Annotated in this window: 19 protein-coding genes; 18 read left to right on the top strand and 1 reads right to left on the bottom strand. The window is 61.2% G+C overall.

All coding sequences use genetic code 11. From position 1 onward, the window contains the following. Window positions 1-2 precede the first annotated feature (2 nt). Both AC0JZ1_RS11750 and AC0JZ1_RS11745 read left to right on the top strand, forming a co-directional pair. Window positions 3-584, top strand: coding sequence for an HK97 family phage prohead protease (locus AC0JZ1_RS11750; RefSeq protein WP_471882540.1), 582 nt, complete (start codon window positions 3-5; stop codon window positions 582-584). Further along, a complete protein-coding gene (locus AC0JZ1_RS11745) occupies window positions 581-1,852 on the top strand; it encodes a phage major capsid protein (protein WP_471882539.1) in 1,272 nt (423 codons plus the stop codon). Before AC0JZ1_RS11750 ends, AC0JZ1_RS11745 begins: the two co-directional genes overlap by 4 nt. Before the next feature lie 7 nt (window positions 1,853-1,859). Here AC0JZ1_RS11745 and AC0JZ1_RS11740 read toward each other — a convergent pair whose 3' ends face one another. Further along, the gene (locus AC0JZ1_RS11740) at window positions 1,860-2,747 is read right to left on the bottom strand and encodes an MBL fold metallo-hydrolase (protein WP_471882538.1); all 888 of its coding nucleotides are present in this window, start codon (window positions 2,745-2,747) and stop codon (window positions 1,860-1,862) included. A 110-nt stretch (window positions 2,748-2,857) separates the two neighbouring features. Between AC0JZ1_RS11740 and AC0JZ1_RS11735 the strand changes: the two genes are divergently transcribed. The 16 genes from AC0JZ1_RS11735 (at window position 2,858) to AC0JZ1_RS11660 (ending at window position 14,861) form a co-directional block, all read left to right on the top strand. Then, window positions 2,858-3,427 (top strand): head-tail connector protein, encoded by a 570-nt coding sequence (locus AC0JZ1_RS11735; RefSeq protein WP_471882537.1) that lies wholly within the window; start codon window positions 2,858-2,860, stop codon window positions 3,425-3,427. Beyond that, window positions 3,428-3,778, top strand: coding sequence for a phage head closure protein (locus tag AC0JZ1_RS11730; RefSeq protein ID WP_471882536.1), 351 nt, complete (start codon window positions 3,428-3,430; stop codon window positions 3,776-3,778). Continuing rightward, on the top strand, window positions 3,775-4,182 hold the full coding sequence (locus tag AC0JZ1_RS11725; protein ID WP_471882535.1) for a DUF3168 domain-containing protein: 408 nt from the start codon (window positions 3,775-3,777) through the stop codon (window positions 4,180-4,182). The genes AC0JZ1_RS11730 and AC0JZ1_RS11725 overlap by 4 nt, the downstream gene beginning before the upstream one ends. Before the next feature lie 44 nt (window positions 4,183-4,226). Continuing rightward, on the top strand, window positions 4,227-4,634 hold the full coding sequence (locus tag AC0JZ1_RS11720) for a phage major tail protein, TP901-1 family (protein ID WP_471883429.1): 408 nt from the start codon (window positions 4,227-4,229) through the stop codon (window positions 4,632-4,634). Beyond that, window positions 4,634-4,999 (top strand): gene transfer agent family protein, encoded by a 366-nt coding sequence (locus AC0JZ1_RS11715; RefSeq protein WP_471882534.1) that lies wholly within the window; start codon window positions 4,634-4,636, stop codon window positions 4,997-4,999. Before AC0JZ1_RS11720 ends, AC0JZ1_RS11715 begins: the two co-directional genes overlap by 1 nt. Continuing rightward, complete coding sequence (locus AC0JZ1_RS11710; protein WP_471882533.1) at window positions 4,996-5,223, top strand: rcc01693 family protein; 228 nt, start codon at window positions 4,996-4,998, stop codon at window positions 5,221-5,223. Before AC0JZ1_RS11715 ends, AC0JZ1_RS11710 begins: the two co-directional genes overlap by 4 nt. Next, window positions 5,220-5,771: a phage tail tape measure protein gene (locus AC0JZ1_RS11705; protein WP_471882532.1), complete on the top strand. Its 552-nt coding sequence runs from the start codon at window positions 5,220-5,222 to the stop codon at window positions 5,769-5,771. The genes AC0JZ1_RS11710 and AC0JZ1_RS11705 overlap by 4 nt, the downstream gene beginning before the upstream one ends. A 9-nt stretch (window positions 5,772-5,780) precedes the next feature. Further along, entirely contained in the window at window positions 5,781-6,419 is a 639-nt protein-coding gene (locus AC0JZ1_RS11700; RefSeq protein WP_471882531.1) for a phage distal tail protein, Rcc01695 family, read from the top strand. Then, on the top strand, window positions 6,416-7,291 hold the full coding sequence (locus AC0JZ1_RS11695; RefSeq protein WP_471882530.1) for a DUF2163 domain-containing protein: 876 nt from the start codon (window positions 6,416-6,418) through the stop codon (window positions 7,289-7,291). The genes AC0JZ1_RS11700 and AC0JZ1_RS11695 overlap by 4 nt, the downstream gene beginning before the upstream one ends. Continuing rightward, window positions 7,288-7,716, top strand: a complete 429-nt coding sequence (locus AC0JZ1_RS11690) for an NlpC/P60 family protein (RefSeq protein WP_471882529.1) — start codon at window positions 7,288-7,290, stop codon at window positions 7,714-7,716. The genes AC0JZ1_RS11695 and AC0JZ1_RS11690 overlap by 4 nt, the downstream gene beginning before the upstream one ends. 32 nt (window positions 7,717-7,748) lie before the next feature. Next, window positions 7,749-11,576 carry a baseplate multidomain protein megatron gene (locus AC0JZ1_RS11685; RefSeq protein WP_471882528.1) on the top strand — a complete coding sequence of 1,276 codons (3,828 nt, stop codon included), beginning with the start codon at window positions 7,749-7,751 and terminating at the stop codon, window positions 11,574-11,576. A gap of 1 nt (window position 11,577) precedes the next feature. Next, window positions 11,578-11,799: a hypothetical protein gene (locus AC0JZ1_RS11680; RefSeq protein ID WP_471882527.1), complete on the top strand. Its 222-nt coding sequence runs from the start codon at window positions 11,578-11,580 to the stop codon at window positions 11,797-11,799. Window positions 11,800-11,915: 116 nt separating this feature from the next. Beyond that, window positions 11,916-12,170, top strand: coding sequence for a hypothetical protein (locus tag AC0JZ1_RS11675; RefSeq protein ID WP_471882526.1), 255 nt, complete (start codon window positions 11,916-11,918; stop codon window positions 12,168-12,170). 54 nt (window positions 12,171-12,224) lie between these two features. Further along, the gene (locus tag AC0JZ1_RS11670; RefSeq protein ID WP_471882525.1) at window positions 12,225-12,896 is read left to right on the top strand and encodes a response regulator transcription factor; all 672 of its coding nucleotides are present in this window, start codon (window positions 12,225-12,227) and stop codon (window positions 12,894-12,896) included. Further along, the gene (locus tag AC0JZ1_RS11665; RefSeq protein WP_471882524.1) at window positions 12,886-14,283 is read left to right on the top strand and encodes a sensor histidine kinase; all 1,398 of its coding nucleotides are present in this window, start codon (window positions 12,886-12,888) and stop codon (window positions 14,281-14,283) included. The genes AC0JZ1_RS11670 and AC0JZ1_RS11665 overlap by 11 nt, the downstream gene beginning before the upstream one ends. 173 nt (window positions 14,284-14,456) lie before the next feature. Then, the gene (locus AC0JZ1_RS11660; RefSeq protein ID WP_471882523.1) at window positions 14,457-14,861 is read left to right on the top strand and encodes a hypothetical protein; all 405 of its coding nucleotides are present in this window, start codon (window positions 14,457-14,459) and stop codon (window positions 14,859-14,861) included. Window positions 14,862-14,892: the final 31 nt, after the last annotated feature.

The raw sequence follows: 14,892 nt of genomic DNA, 5'->3' as shown, positions 1-14,892 counted from the left end.
TCATGCACGTGTATCGCGGGCCACGACCCAACGCGCGCAAATTTGCCAGCCTGGAGATTTCCGAACTGGGCGGTGACGGCACCTTCAGCGGCTATGCCAGCCTGTTTGGCGAGGTGGATCTGGGCAAGGACGTGATTGAGCGCGGGGCATTTCAGGCCTCGCTGGTGGAACGTGGGCCAAAGGGTGTGCGTATGCTCTACCAGCACGATCCGAACGAACCGATCGGGGCCTGGACCACGCTTCGCGAAGACACGCGTGGGCTCTATGTGGAGGGCCAATTGGCCAAGGGCGTGGCCCGCGCCAGAGAAGTTCATGCGTTGTTGAAGACCGGCGCGCTGGACGGGCTTTCCATCGGTTTTCGCACTGTGCGCGCCCGCAACGAGGCAAAGAGCGGGATAAGGCGAATTCTGGAAGCCGATCTCTGGGAGATTTCCGTTGTGACCTTTCCGATGCTGCCATCGGCCAGGATTTCCAACGTAAAGCAGGCGCGGTTTTTCCGCGACCGTGAAACCGAGCTCGTGCGCACCATGCGCCGGGCCGCAAAATCCATGGCTACCAATACATTTAAAGGAAAAACTTTATGAGCGAGACGCAGATGCAGGCGGCACCGGAGCATAAAATGTCGCCCGAGGTGAAGGCCGTGCCGGACACGATGACGGCAGCCTTCGACGATTTTATGGAGGCGTTCGAAAGCTTCAAGGAGGTGAACGACCGCCGCCTGAACGAAATCGAGCAGAAGCTGACCTCCGACGTGGTGACCCGCGACAAGCTTGAGCGGATCAACCGCAGCATGGATGAGCAGAAGCGGGTAATCGACCAGCTGGCGTTGAAGAAGGCAAGGCCAGCCCTTGGACGAGGCCCGGATGCAGGACCGGAGGCGGCAGAGCATAAGGCCGCTTTCGACGCCTATATGCGCCGGGGCGATGAGGGGGCCTTGCGGGAGCTGGAAGCCAAGGCGATGAGCGCCGGATCGAATAGCGATGGCGGCTATCTGGTGCCCGATCCTGTCGATAGCGAGATTGGCCGCCGCCTGAGGGTGGTATCTCCCATGCGCGCGCTTTCCACTGTGCGCACCGTTTCCACCGCTGTGCTGAAGAAGCCCTTCGCGCTGACAGGACCGGCAACCGGCTGGGTGACGGAAACGGCGGCACGACCACAGACGGCTTCTCCGCAGCTTTCCGAACTGACGTTCCCGACCATGGAGCTTTACGCGATGCCGGCGGCGAGCCAGACGCTGCTGGACGATGCGGCGGTGGACATTGAAGCCTGGCTGGCCAGCGAAGTAGACACGGTGTTTGCCGAGCAGGAAGGTGACGCCTTCATACGTGGCGATGGGGTGAACAAGCCGAAGGGCTTTCTGGCCTATGACACGGTGGCTGACGGTAGCTGGAACTGGGGCAAGCTGGGCTATGTGGCAACGGGGGCAGCGGGAGCCTTTGCCGCTTCTGGCGCATCCGACGTGCTCGTGAATGCGATCTATGCGCTGAAAGCCGGTCACCGCCAGAACGCGACCTTTTTGATGAACCGGCGCACGCAAGGTGAAATTCGCAAGCTGAAGGATGCCGATGGCAATTACCTGTGGCGCCCACCGGCATCGGCCGGACAGGCGGCAACGCTGATGGGCTTTCCCGTGGCGGAAGGCGAGGAGATGCCGGATATTGGCGCAAACGCTCTGCCGATTGCCATTGGTGACTTCCGCGCCGGTTATCTGGTGGTGGACCGCACCGGCGTTCGCATTCTGCGCGATCCTTACTCCGCCAAGCCTTACGTGCTGTTTTACACCACCAAGCGCGTAGGCGGCGGGGTGCAGAATTTCGAGGCGATCAAGCTGGTGAAGTTCGCCGCGAACTAGAGAGGTCTCATTCTTCGAGAAAATCCACGCCAGCCTTTCGCGCTGCCTGTGCGGCGCGGAGGTTGGCGGCGTGGAAGCCGCGATAAAAATCGCGGGTCGCTTCCGGCATAGTGTCAGACAGCTGGATGAAGTTCTCGGCCCGGAAGGATGCTGTTTCAGCGAGAGCAGGGTTTTCGAGGCTGGCCTGATCGAGATGCGCTGTGGCATCGCGCAGTGCACGGAAGTAGGCGAGGTTGTTCTCCGCCGTTGCGGGATCATCCGTTTGGCCGTGGGCGAGAATGAGGTGGCGGGGCTTTAGATCGCGGATGCGCTTCAAGGAACGGCAAAGGGCGAGGAGATCCTGCGGCGAAGAACTCCAGACCTCTGGAATGGGCGCTTCGACCGCATCGACAGCAAAGCATGCCTGAAGCTCTGGTATCCAGAGGACCAGATGATCTGGCGTGTGGCCTGGCGTGTGCAGCAAGTGCAGGGTGAGGTCACCCCCATGGAGGGTCAGGCTGCCACCCGCGAAAGTCATGGTGGGCGGGATGATCTTGACCTCATGAAACCGGTCCTCATCCGCCTGCATGTCCTTCAGCGTTTGATGGACCGAGCCGTCCCGCAGACGGGCCATTGCTGTTTCATGCGCGATAATGGGGACAGGACCTAGTGCAGCATTCCCCCAGACATGATCCCAATCCATGTGGGAATTGACGACCATAAGGGGCAGGTCGCCGATGTGAGGGGCCAGAAGCTGAAGCGCGCGGGCGCAAAGGGCAGGTGTGCCCAGCGTATCCACGAGAACCGCGAAGCGCTCGGTCCGCACGAAAAGACTATCCACCTCATCGCCCGCCCGCACCACACGGATGCGGCTATCAAGGCCCGGATAGGAGGTGAGTTCGATATTGATCGTCATCTGAAAACGCTGTGTGCCGCTTGGGGCTGAATGGGCTGCAGATAACGACACAACCGCTTGGCTGCGCAATGCCAGATTTGACCGGAACTGCTTATTCAAAGGGAATTTACATGACCTATGCCGTGATTGAACCGCCGCGGGCGGATGTGCTGACGCTTGCGCAGGTGAAGGCGCATCTGCGGATCGATACATCCGCCGAAGACGACCTGTTGCAGCAGTTGATCGCCACTGCCCGCGAGCATCTGGAGCGTGAGACGGGCCTTTGCCTTTTGCGGCAAAAGCTGCGGCTCTATCTGGACCGCTGGCCGAAGGATGGCGTGATTCAGATTGTCAGGGGGCCGGTGCAAGCCATTGATGCGGTGAGGATTTATGAAGCCGATGGCGAGGCGGTTACGGTGCCGCTGAATGATCACCTGCTGGATGGGCAGGCGCGACCGGCCAGGCTTTGGCTGCGCTGCCCGCCCGCACCGGGACAGGCGGTGAACGGCATCGAAATCGATTTCACGGCAGGCTTTGGCGAAAGCGGCGCGGATGTGCCGGACCCGCTGAAACGAGCCATGCTGATGCACATTGCGCTGATGTATGCCTATCGCGGCGTGCTGGCCCCGGAGCAACAGCCGGGTGGTGTGCCGGAGGGTTATGAGCGGCTTTTGGCGGCCTACCGGATGCGGAGACTGTAGATGGTTCTGCTTCCTCTCGACCCCGGCCTGATGAACACGCGGCTGGTGCTGGAAGTGCCGCAGGAGACGAGTGACGGGCAGGGCGGGGTTTTGACCTCATGGGTGGCGGTGACGGAGGTCTGGGCGCATGTCGAACCGCTGGTGCAAGGGGCGGTGTGGCACCGTCAGATGGAACTGGCGGGAGCCGAACGGGCCGTGCTTTCCCACCGCGTGACGCTTCGTCAGAGGCCGGATTTGCAGGTCGGGCGACGCTTTCGCAAGGGTGAGCGGGTGCTGAACATTCGCAGTCTGCGTGACCCGGATGAGAGCGGGCGGTTTTTCCTCTGCGATTGCGAAGAGGTGCTTTCATGAGCGCGGCTTCAAGCTTGATGAAGGCCATTCATGCGCGACTTTTGAGCGATGCAGGGCTGGTTTCCGAGGTGGGGCCTTCCGGGTTGATCGACCGAAATGCGCTTCGTTTGCGACTGCCCTGCATCGTCTATGGCGAGTTGGAAAGCCGGGACTATTCCACCGCGACCGAGAGAGGCGAGGAGCATTTCCTGACGCTTGAAGCGTGGTGCGAGGGGGCGAGCAGGCAGCAGGCGCAACGCCTGTGTGCGAGGGTGCAAGCGGTGCTGGACCGTGCCAGCCTGACATTAGGAGACGGCTGGCATCTGGTGAACCTTGTGGTCCTGTCTACCCGCGAGCGGCTGGACGGCAAGACGCGGGCGCTGGTGACAGACATTCGCCTGCGGGCGGTGACCGAGACGATTTGAAGACATTTTGAGAACCAATGGATTGAATGACGGGAGCAGCTGCGATGGTGGCACAGGCGGGACGAGACCTTCTGTTGAAGGTGGAAAACGGCGCAAGCTGGCTGACGGTGGCTGGATTGCGCAGCAAGCGGCTGGCTTTCAACACCGAGACGGTGGACATTACCGATGCCGAGAGCGCGGGGCGCTGGCGTGAGCTTTTGGGCGGGGCTGGGATTCAGCGGGCATCGTTGAATGGAGGCGGGTTGTTCAAGGATCAGGCATCCGATGCGCTGATCCGCAGCACTTTCTTTGCCGGTGCGATTTTGAACTGGCAGGTGGTGATACCCTCCTTCGGCACGATCAGTGGGCCCTTCCAGATCACGGCGCTTGAATATTCCGGGGAGCACAATGGCGAAGTGCGCTTTGAACTGGCGCTGGAATCCGCCGGTGCCTTGAGCTTCGGGACTCTATGATGGCGGCGCGCGCAATGGTTTCTGGGCGGCGAGCCAACCGCCATCGCGGCGAAGTGGAAGCCATGATCGATGGCGAGCGGCGCATTCTGTGCCTGACGCTGGGGGCACTAGCCGAGCTGGAAACGGCGTTTGGCGTGGAGGATCTAACCGGCCTTGCCGCTTATTTCTCGCATGGCAAGTTGAAGGCCGGCGATCTGGTGAAGGTGATCGGGGCAGGGCTTCGCGGCGGCGGAAACCTTTTTCCCGATGAGGAAGTGGCGGGCATGAACATCGAGGGCGGCATTGCCGCATCTGCCCGCATTGCCAGCGAACTTTTGGAAAGCGCCTTTAGCGATGGTCAAGGAGACCCGCGCCCAAACCCTTGAGAGCCGCAGCACCGCAGACAGGTGATGCAAACCGGCCGGGCTGGCCGGAGGTGATGCATGTGGGCCTGTGCGTGCTGCGGCTTTCACCCCAAAAATTCTGGCGCTTGAGCCCCCGTGAATTCATGGCCATGGCCGGTGGCTATCGCCCCCACCGCGTTGCAATGGAGCGTGCCGACATGGAGGCGCTGATGCGGCTTTTCCCCGATGAGGCTGAAAGATCATGACCCCGGACAATTCACCGATTGCGGACACACTTTCCAGCACACAGGCCCTTTCGCAAGCCATGAGCGACCTTGAAGCCCGCTCCGAGCGATTCGGAACGGCACTGGGCAGTGCCTTGCAGGGGGCGGTGCTGCAGGGAAAGGGGCTGGACGATGTGCTGCGCGGACTTGGGCGGCGCATGAGCGACATTGCCCTTTCCGCCGCACTGAAGCCTTTGGAAAATGCCGTGGCGGGGGCCGCCGGAAACCTCATCGGCTCCATGGGCAAGGTAACGCCCTTTGCCGATGGCGGCGTGGTGCGCTCACCTAGCTTCTTTTCCATGGCAGGCGGTCATACGGGCCTGATGGGCGAGGCGGGAGCCGAGGCCATTTTGCCGTTGCAACGGGGGCCGGATGGTGCGCTGGGCGTTGCCATGACAGGCGGAGGAGGCAGTGCCGCACCCATTGTATTCAACGTGAATGCCACCGATGCCGCGAGCTTTCGCAAAAGCGAAGGGCAGATTTCCGCCATGCTGACCCGCAGCGTGGCGCGTGGACGGCGTGGTGTGTGAGGGCGTGACATGAGCGGATTTCACGAGGTGCGCTTTCCTCTGCGGTTGGCGCTGGGGGTGAGTGGTGGGCCGGTGCGGCGCACGGATATCGTCAACCTTTCCAACGGGCGGGAAAACCGCAATGCACGCTGGCGCAATGCCAGACGCGCTTATGATGCGGGAAGCGGTATCAAATCGCTTGCCGATCTTTACGAGGTTCTGGCCTTTTTTGAAGCGCGGATGGGCCAGCTTTACGGCTTTCGTTTTCGCGACCCGCTCGACTGGAAATCCTGCCCGCCACATGCGGCGGTGAGCGCCACGGATCAGGCAGTCGGCACCGGCGATGGTGTAACGCAGAGCTTTCAACTGGTGAAAATATACGGCGATGCGGGCGGGGCAAGCCGCCGCACCATTGCAAAGCCAATTGGACCAAGCGTGGTGGTGAGCGTGAACGGGCAGGCCGTGGCGAGCAATCGCTTCACCTGCGATGCGACAACGGGAATGGTGACCTTTGCTGCGAATGCGGTGCCGCCAGCAGGTGCGGCTATTCGTGCCGGTTTTGAGTTCGATGTGCCGGTGCGTTTCGACACCGACCGGATCGACATCAACCTGACGGCCTTCAATGCCGGGCGCATTCCCGCCATTCCAATCACGGAGATTTTGCCATGAGGATGGTTCCGGCGGGACTTGCCGCGCATTTAGCCACGGATGCCACGACGACCTGCCATGCCTGGCGGGTGACGCGCACCGATGGCGTGGTTCTGGGATTTACCGACCATGACGAAGACCTGATGGTGGCCGGAACCCGCTGCCGTGCGGCAAGCGGATTTTCTGCCAGCGACAGCGAGGCGGCAAGTGGCATGGCGGCCAATGCAGGCGAGGTGAGCGGCGGCTTTTCCAGCGAGGCGATTACGGAGGACGATCTGGCGGCTGGTCGGTTTGACCGGGCGAAGGTGGAACTGTTTCTCGTCAACTGGGCCGATGCCTCGCAATATGTGCGGCTGGAAGTACGCGAGATTGGCGAGGTGACACGCTCCGGCGACCGCTTCAGCGCCGAACTGCGCAGCATGGCACATAGGCTAGACCAGCCGCAGGGGCGCATTTACGGGCGGCGCTGCGATGCGCGGCTGGGTGACGAACGGTGCCGGATATCGCTTGTCGCATTTCAAGCAAATGGGCAGGTGATCCAGCAGCCTGACCGTAGCCGTCTGATTTTGGCAGGTGTTGGCGGGCGGGAAAGCGGCTTCTTCGACCAAGGCGAAATGCAGCTGGCCGATGGGACGCTGGTGCTGATCGAGCGACATGAGATGCAGGCGGATGGAGCAAGCCTTGTGACACTGTGGCTGCCGCTGGAACGCGATGTCGCGGCAGGTGAAAGTGTTGTGCTGACGGCAGGCTGCGACAAGCGATTTTCCACCTGCCGGGAGCGCTTTGGCAATCAGCTGAACTTTCGCGGCTTTCCGCATATGCCCGGCGCTGACTTCAGCTACTCCTATGCCGATGCCAATGGCAGCCATGATGGCGGGCCTCTGTTTTCATGAGCAGGGCTAAGCGTGTCCTTGTGCTTGCTGAAAACTGGATCGGCACGCCCTACCGGCATCAAGGTGCATTGAAGGGGGTGGGCTGTGATTGCATCGGGCTCATTCTTGGCATCTGGCGCGAGCTTTATAAATCTGAGCCGCCGCTTGCCGTTCCGCCTTATGCGCCGGACTGGGCCGAGCGAAGTGGCGAAGAACGGCTGCTGGATGCGGGCTTGCGGCTGTTTGGACCGGCGATCCCGTTCAAAGAGGCAGAACCTGGCGACGTGCTGGTGTTTCGCTGGCGGGCGGGCTGTGCGGCCAAGCATGTGGGCATTCTGGCCGATGAGGGCTTTTTCATCCATGCCTATGAACAGGCTGCCGTGACACGCTCTGCCCTTGTGGAGGGCTGGCGACGGCGGATCGTGGCCGTGCATCGGTTTGGTTGAGCCAGTGCCCTTCGACATATCTGAGGAAATCCATGGCGACAATCATGTTTCAGGCGGCGGGTGCTGCCATCGGTTCCTTTTTCGGTCCTGTGGGCGCGATGCTCGGGCGGGCAGCGGGCGGGCTGGCAGGCGCCATGGTGGACCGCGCCATCCTCGGTGGCGGATCGACTGTCATGGGCCCGCGGCTTTCCAATGCCCGGTTGTCCGGTGCTGATGAGGGAACCGCGATACCGCGTCTTTACGGCACGACGCGGATTGGCGGCACGTTGATCTGGGCCACGCGCTTTGAGGAAGAGGTGCAAAGCGAGCGGCAGGGCGGCAAATCCACCGGCAGCCAGCGGGCCAAGACCTTTACCTATTTTGCCAATTTCGCGCTTGGGCTTTGCGAAGGTGAGATTTCCCATATCCGCCGGGTCTGGGCGGATGGGCAGGAACTGGACCTGACCACCGTGGAAATGCGCGTCTACAAGGGAAGCGACGAACAGTTGCCGGACCCGCTGATCGAGGCCAAGCAGGGAGCGGGAAATGCGCCTGCCTTTCGCGGACTTGCCTATGTGGTGTTCGAGCGGCTGCCGATTGGCAATTACGGCAACCGCATTCCGCTCTTGCAGTTTGAGGTGGTGCGGGCCATCGGCACGCTGGAACGCGATATCCGCGCGATGATCGTGATCCCCGGATCGACGGAATTCGGCTATTCGCCGGTGCCGGTCAAAGAGAGAAGAGGCTTCGGTTCCGCCACCATTTTGAACCGCAATAACCGCATGGCCGCGAGTGACTGGCAGGCTTCCATGGATGAATTGCAGGCGCTTTGTCCGAACCTGCAACGCGTGGCGCTGGTGGTGAGCTGGTTCGGCACGGACTTGCGCGCTGGGGAATGCCGCATTCTGCCCGGTGTGGAAGTGCCGTCGCGAGGCAGGGAGGCGATGCCCTGGAGCGTCGCCGGGATTGCGCGGGAAGAGGCCTATGTGGTGAGCCAGCGCAATGGTGGGCCGGCCTATGGCGGAACACCGAGCGATGACAGTGTGCTGGCGGCGATTGCCGACCTGAGGGCGCGGGGGCTGGAGGTTTATCTCTACCCCTTCGTGATGATGGATATTGCAGAAGGCAACAGCCTGCCCAACCCCTATGGCGGGGTGGGCCAACCGCCTTATGCCTGGCGAGGGCGGATAAGCTGCCATCCGGCACCGGGGCTGCCCGGGTCCGTGGACCGGACGTCGCAGGCGGCAGGACAGATCGACGCTTTCTGCAACAGGGTCGAAGGTTACCGCCGTATGGTGCTGCATTATGCCGATCTGGCGGGGCAGGCGGGCGGCGTGGATGGCTTCATCATCGGTTCGGAAATGCGCGGCCTGACAACGGTGCGCGGGGCCGGGAATACCTTTCCCTTTGTTGGGGAACTGGTGCGGCTGGCCGAGGATTGCGCTAGCCGTTTGGGTGGCGGGACCAAGCTGACCTACGCCGCCGATTGGAGCGAATATTTTGGCCATCATCCGCAGGATGGTTCCGGTGACGTGTTCTTCCATCTCGACCCGCTCTGGGCTTCGGCTGCCATCAATGCCATCGGGATCGACAATTACATGCCGCTTTCCGACTGGCGGGACGAGGACCTGAAGGACGGCAACCCTGACGGAATGACAAGTTCGCAGGATGCAGCAGCATTTCAGCGTGCCGTGACCTCTGGTGAGGGCTTCGACTGGTACTATGCGAGCGAGGCAGCACGCCGGGCGCGGCAACGAAGCCCGATTACGGATGGTCTGGCTGCCAAGCCCTGGATGTTTCGCTACAAGGATCTGGCCGGATGGTGGGGGAACCGGCATTTCAACCGCGTGAACGGACAGGAAAGTGCAGCGCCGACGCCCTGGGTGCCGGGGTCAAAGCCAATCTGGTTTACCGAACTCGGCTGTGCCGCCATCGACAAGGGTGGCAACCAGCCGAACCTGTTTCTCGATCCGAAATCGGCCGAGAGCGGCAAGCCGTATTTTTCCAGCGGGGCGCGGGACGATGCCGTGCAAAGGCGGTTTCTGGATGCGCATTTTGCCCACTGGAAAGGAAGTACTGCACCGGCTGGAATGGTGGACCCGGAACGCCTGTTTTTATGGGCCTGGGACGCCCGGCCTTACCCCGCCTTTCCGCAGCAATCTTCCATATGGTCAGACGGTGAAAACTGGCGCACCGGCCATTGGCTGACAGGGCGATTGGGGGCCGCGACGCTTGCCGATACGATTGCCGCGATTTTGCGTGACCATGGCTTTGATGACTTCGACGTTTCCAGTGTTTGCGGTGACCTGACGGGTTATGTTCAAGGCGAGCTTACCTCGGCGCGGCAGATGCTGGCGCCGCTGGTGGAAGCCTTTCTGATCGACGTGTCGGAGGAGGAGGGGCGGCTGATCTTCCGCTCTCGCGGCAAGACGGCATTGCCGGTGCGCGACATCGAGGTTCTGGCCGAGCGCGAGGGCGAACCGGCCTGGACCGAGACCCGCGGACATGACAGCGATTTTGCCGCGGAAGCCGTGATTGGTTTTGCCAATACGGCGCTGGATTACGATCAGGCCAGTGTGCGCTCCCGCTCCATGCCGGGGGCGACGCGGCGCATTCTACGCACCGATCTGCCAGGTGCCATGAGCGACGAGGTGGCGCAGGCGAGTGCCGAGGCACAGCTGCGCGACAACCATCTGGCACGGCGCACGATCCGCTTTCCGCTTTCACCCGCTGACATTGCCCCCATGCCCGGGGATGCGGTGCGGCTGGCGAGTGGGCCGGCCAGCCATCCAGAGGGTGTGTTCATCATCACCCGCATTGATGATGCCGATGTGCGGCATGTGGAGGCGCGGCGCTTTGAGGCAGCGTCCGCCCCTCGGGCGGCATCTTCCACGGCGGAGCGTTTTGTGGCGGTGAAGCCATCGCAAGGCTTTGACCCGCTGGTGGCTTTTCTGGACTTGCCGCAGTTCGAGGTGGGAAATGCCGACGGTTTTGCTCGTATTGCCGCCTTTGCCAAGCCCTGGACGCGGATGGCGGTTTCCAGCTCTGCAACACTCGAGGGATATCGAACCCGTGCACTGATCGACCGGCCAGCCCGGATTGGAAGCCTGCTGCAAGGCCTGGAGGCGGGATGCGTGGGGCGCTTCGACCGGCACAATGGCCTGCTGGTGTCACTGCCTTTTGGCGGGCTTTCGACGGTGCCGAGGCTTGGGCTGCTGAGCGGTGAGAACCGGGTGGCCGTGCAAAGCAGGTCCGGCGCCTGGGAACTGCTGGGCTTTGAGCGAGCCGAAGAGCTGGGGCCGGGACAATGGCGATTGACGAACCTGCTGCGCGCTTTGGCCGGAACCGAAGACGCCATGGCGGCGGGTGCGGGCCAGGGTGCGCATTTGGTGGTTCTGGACGAAGCGGTGCTGCCGCTGGGGCTGACGGCTGAGGAGCGAGGACTTGCCCTGAACTGGCTGCTGGAGCCGCTGGATGGGCGAAGTGACCGCACGGAACGCTTGAGCTTTGCGGGAGGATTGCGAGCTTTGACGCCGCTTGCCCCCGTACACATCAAGGCGCGGCGCGTCCAAGAGGCCGTACAATTCACATGGGTACGCCGCGCGCGTGTGGATGCCGACGACTGGGCAGCGAGCGATGTGCCGCTGGACGAACCGGAGGAGCGCTACCGGTTGGACGTCCTGCACCCGCAGAGCGACACGCTGATTCGCCGGTTCGAGGTGAGCGAGGCTTCCTGCAGCTACCCCGCAGATCTGGAACTTCAGGATTTTGCCAGCATCCAGACACGTTTGCGTGTGCGGGTGCGGCAGATGGGGCGGGCGGTACCCCTGGGCATTGCCGCTGAACGCATGCTGGATGTGAAGAAACAAGGAGTAAGATGAGATGGATGACGCCAAGGTCTGGTATGAATCAAAGACGGTATGGGGCGGCTTGATTGCCATTTTTGCAGCGTTGATGCAGGCGCGGGGACAGACTATCCCCATTCACGAGCAGGCGGGGCTGGTGGATGCATTGACTACGTCTGCCAGCGCTATCGGCGGGCTTTTGGCCATTTACGGACGCTTGACGGCGACCCGCACAATTGCCGGTTCGGACCTCGGGTGAGCAGGAGAAGTGGCTGAGCCGGACATTCATTTGCCATTCAGCCGCTATTCGATACATAATTTACCAGTTGGTTTGGTAATCAAACCCATGCGTGGTTGTGAGCGGAAGTAGTCGTCATGGCATCAAGAAAGATGATCGCGATCGTCGCTGCGGGCCTGATGAGCCTGTCAGCTTCGCAGACCTTCGCACGAGATTATCTGCTTCTTGTGGCAGGCGATTGCGGCGATGCGGCCACCAAAGTGGTGCGCGAAACAGGCGGGCAGCTTCTTTCTGCCCAGCCTTCCAAGGACGGAGCGACCTGCGTTGTCACCGTTCTGGTTCAAGGCAGTGGCGAACGCCCCCGCAAAGTGACCGTTCGCGTTCCGATGTAATCCTTGCTAAAAGGCGAACCCGAATCCGCACTCTTATCGTGACGAAGGACTTCCATGCGCATTCTCGTGGTCGAAGACGATGCCAACCTGAACCGCCAGCTGACCGATGCCCTGAAGGAATCGGGTTATGTGGTTGATCAGGCTTTCGACGGTGAAGAGGGGCATTATCTCGGCGAAACGGAACCCTATGACGCGGTGATTCTCGATATTGGCCTGCCGGAAATGGACGGCATTACCGTTGTTGAGAAATGGCGTGCCGAAGGCAAGGTGATGCCGGTGCTGATGCTGACGGCACGTGACCGCTGGAGCGACAAGGTGGCCGGTATCGATGCCGGTGCCGATGACTATGTAGCCAAGCCTTTCCATGTGGAAGAAGTGCTGGCGCGTGTGCGCGCGCTCATTCGCCGTGCCGCCGGTCATGCATCCTCTGAGATTACCTGTGGCCCGGTGAAGCTTGACACCAAGGCTTCGAAGGCGACCGTGAACGGCGTTCAATTGAAGCTGACCTCACACGAATTCCGTCTGCTGTCCTACCTCATGCACCACATGGGTGAGGTGGTTTCCCGTACCGAGCTGATCGAGCACATGTACGATCAGGATTTTGACCGCGATTCCAATACGATTGAAGTTTTCGTCGGTCGCTTGCGCAAGAAAATTGGCGTCGATCTGATCGAAACCGTGCGTGGCCTCGGATACCGCATGCAAGCGCCATCCGATGTACGTTAGGTCGGTTACCGCCCGCGTTCTGCTGCTTGCTACGGCCTGGTCTGCCGTAGCACTGGTGGTGATCGCGCTGGTGATTTCCGCGCTCTACACCAAATCATCCGAGCGGGCGTTTACCGATCTCCTGCGCGCCCAGCTTTACAACGTGGTGAACTCGATCACCATCGGCGAGGACAATAGTCTCGCGGGCAATCCGCAACTGGGAGACCTTCGTTTCTCACAGCCAGAAACCGGCTGGTACTGGATTGTGGAGCCGCTTGGCACATTTGCCGCAACGCCGCTTTCATCCTCTTCGCTTGGTGCATCGAACATCAAGGTGCCATCCATCCTCAACGTGCCCTTCAACAACCGCTATGAACGCTTCTACCAGGCGACGGATGCCTATGGGAACAATGTGCTGGTGGCCGAGACGGAAGTTGTGCTGGACTCGGAAGGCCGCGCGGCGCGCTTTCGCGTGACCGGCAATCTGAATGTCGTGGATGAAGATGTGCAGAGCTTTACCCGCAGCCTCTACATCGCGCTGGTGGTGTTTGGTCTCGGGAGCCTGGTGGTGAACGGGCTTGCCATCCTATTCGGGCTTCGTCCGCTGGATGAGGCGAGGCGGGCGCTGGAAAAAGTGCGCCGAGGTGAGGCGGAGCGGCTGGCAGGTGAATTTCCCCGCGAGGTGCAATCGCTGACGGTTGAGATGAATGCGCTGATCGATAGCAACCGGCGCATTATCGAACGCGCCCGCATGCAGGTGGGCAACCTGGCGCATTCGCTGAAGACGCCGCTTGCCGTTTTGCTGAATGAGGCGCGGCTGATCGATAAAGATCATGGCGGTGTCGTCCGCAGCCAGGCTGAAGCCATGCAGAGCCAGGTGCAATCCTACCTTAACCGCGCCCGTATTGCCGCGCAGCGCGAATCCATGCTCGCCCGTACCGAGGCCGATGCCGTGTTTGAGCGGCTGGTGCGCGTGATGCGGCGGCTGAACCCGGACAAGACCTTCGAACTGACCGCCAGCCAGCCCGGCCTTGCGCTTGGCATGGAGCAGCAGGATGTGGAGGAAACGGTAGGAAACCTTCTGGAGAATGCAGCCCGTCATGCCAAGACTGGCGTCTGGCTGACCGTTCAACCGGCCCTTGCTCCAGAAGGGGTCGATCCGGTTCGCCGCAACTGGCTAGAAGTGACTGTGGAAGACGACGGACCTGGTTTGAACCCGGACGAGATCAAAGAGGCGCTAAAACGGGGACGACGCCTGGACGAAAGCAAACCGGGAACCGGGCTTGGGCTTTCCATCGTGGGTGAGATTGCCAGCGAATACCAAGGCAAGTTCCACCTGACACGGGGACGTCGAGGCGGCTTGCGCGCAGTGCTGACACTACCGGGGATAACCAAGGAAACCGCTTGAGAAAGCGACACGAGACCATTTTACTGCGGTATAAATGGCACAGTGAGCACCTTAAGCCTCGACCTTTACTTTAGAAACGCTAAAAACCATGTTGAGTGAAAGCTCGCCTGTCACATTTCAGGGCAGGATAGAGCTTTGATGGTTCGAGTGGTTTGAAAGAGGATTTCCGCCCGGTGAAATATATTGTCTGGCCCGTTATAGCTGCGAGTTTGCTTTCGGCGTGTTCCACGACCGGAACGGGAAGGGGCGGGCTTTTCGGTTCGAAGGCGCCGCCGAACAATTACATTACGGCTTTACAGGGCGGTATTATTGGACGTTCCGGCGCGCCATTGAACGATAGCGACCGCCAGAGAGCGTTGGAAGCGGAATATAAGGCGCTGGAATTTTCCGGAGTGGGGCAGGCTGTCAACTGGAACAGTAACAATGCCAAGGGTGAAGTGGTGGCTGCGGCACCCTATCAGGTCGGTTCCCAGAACTGCCGCCAATATACGCATAGCGTGACTGCGGGTGGACGCGACGTGAAGGCACGAGGAACCGCCTGCCGCAACAGCGACGGTGCCTGGTCTCCGCTGACCTGATCGCAAAGCTGTTTCACATATTTGCCGGACG

The sequence above is a fragment of the Affinirhizobium capsici genome (genome assembly GCF_977018625.1).
This window is presented reverse-complemented; position numbering and strand designations above follow the sequence as displayed.

What these genes read in the sequence shown, in the direction of transcription:
- AC0JZ1_RS11675 (WP_471882526.1), top strand. Translation starts at nt 11,916, where the DNA reads ATGGCATCAAGAAAGATGATCGCGATCGTCGCTGCGGGCCTGATGAGC.
- AC0JZ1_RS11735 (WP_471882537.1), top strand. Translation starts at nt 2,858, where the DNA reads ATGACCTATGCCGTGATTGAACCGCCGCGGGCGGATGTGCTGACGCTT.
- AC0JZ1_RS11720 (WP_471883429.1), top strand. Translation starts at nt 4,227, where the DNA reads ATGGTGGCACAGGCGGGACGAGACCTTCTGTTGAAGGTGGAAAACGGC.
- AC0JZ1_RS11750 (WP_471882540.1), top strand. Translation starts at nt 3, where the DNA reads ATGCACGTGTATCGCGGGCCACGACCCAACGCGCGCAAATTTGCCAGC.
- AC0JZ1_RS11705 (WP_471882532.1), top strand. Translation starts at nt 5,220, where the DNA reads ATGACCCCGGACAATTCACCGATTGCGGACACACTTTCCAGCACACAG.
- AC0JZ1_RS11730 (WP_471882536.1), top strand. Translation starts at nt 3,428, where the DNA reads ATGGTTCTGCTTCCTCTCGACCCCGGCCTGATGAACACGCGGCTGGTG.
- AC0JZ1_RS11665 (WP_471882524.1), top strand. Translation starts at nt 12,886, where the DNA reads ATGTACGTTAGGTCGGTTACCGCCCGCGTTCTGCTGCTTGCTACGGCC.
- AC0JZ1_RS11725 (WP_471882535.1), top strand. Translation starts at nt 3,775, where the DNA reads ATGAGCGCGGCTTCAAGCTTGATGAAGGCCATTCATGCGCGACTTTTG.
- AC0JZ1_RS11690 (WP_471882529.1), top strand. Translation starts at nt 7,288, where the DNA reads ATGAGCAGGGCTAAGCGTGTCCTTGTGCTTGCTGAAAACTGGATCGGC.
- AC0JZ1_RS11680 (WP_471882527.1), top strand. Translation starts at nt 11,578, where the DNA reads ATGGATGACGCCAAGGTCTGGTATGAATCAAAGACGGTATGGGGCGGC.
- AC0JZ1_RS11695 (WP_471882530.1), top strand. Translation starts at nt 6,416, where the DNA reads ATGAGGATGGTTCCGGCGGGACTTGCCGCGCATTTAGCCACGGATGCC.
- AC0JZ1_RS11715 (WP_471882534.1), top strand. Translation starts at nt 4,634, where the DNA reads ATGGCGGCGCGCGCAATGGTTTCTGGGCGGCGAGCCAACCGCCATCGC.
- AC0JZ1_RS11745 (WP_471882539.1), top strand. Translation starts at nt 581, where the DNA reads ATGAGCGAGACGCAGATGCAGGCGGCACCGGAGCATAAAATGTCGCCC.
- AC0JZ1_RS11700 (WP_471882531.1), top strand. Translation starts at nt 5,781, where the DNA reads ATGAGCGGATTTCACGAGGTGCGCTTTCCTCTGCGGTTGGCGCTGGGG.
- AC0JZ1_RS11670 (WP_471882525.1), top strand. Translation starts at nt 12,225, where the DNA reads ATGCGCATTCTCGTGGTCGAAGACGATGCCAACCTGAACCGCCAGCTG.
- AC0JZ1_RS11685 (WP_471882528.1), top strand. Translation starts at nt 7,749, where the DNA reads ATGGCGACAATCATGTTTCAGGCGGCGGGTGCTGCCATCGGTTCCTTT.
- AC0JZ1_RS11740 (WP_471882538.1), bottom strand. Translation starts at nt 2,747, where the DNA reads ATGACGATCAATATCGAACTCACCTCCTATCCGGGCCTTGATAGCCGC.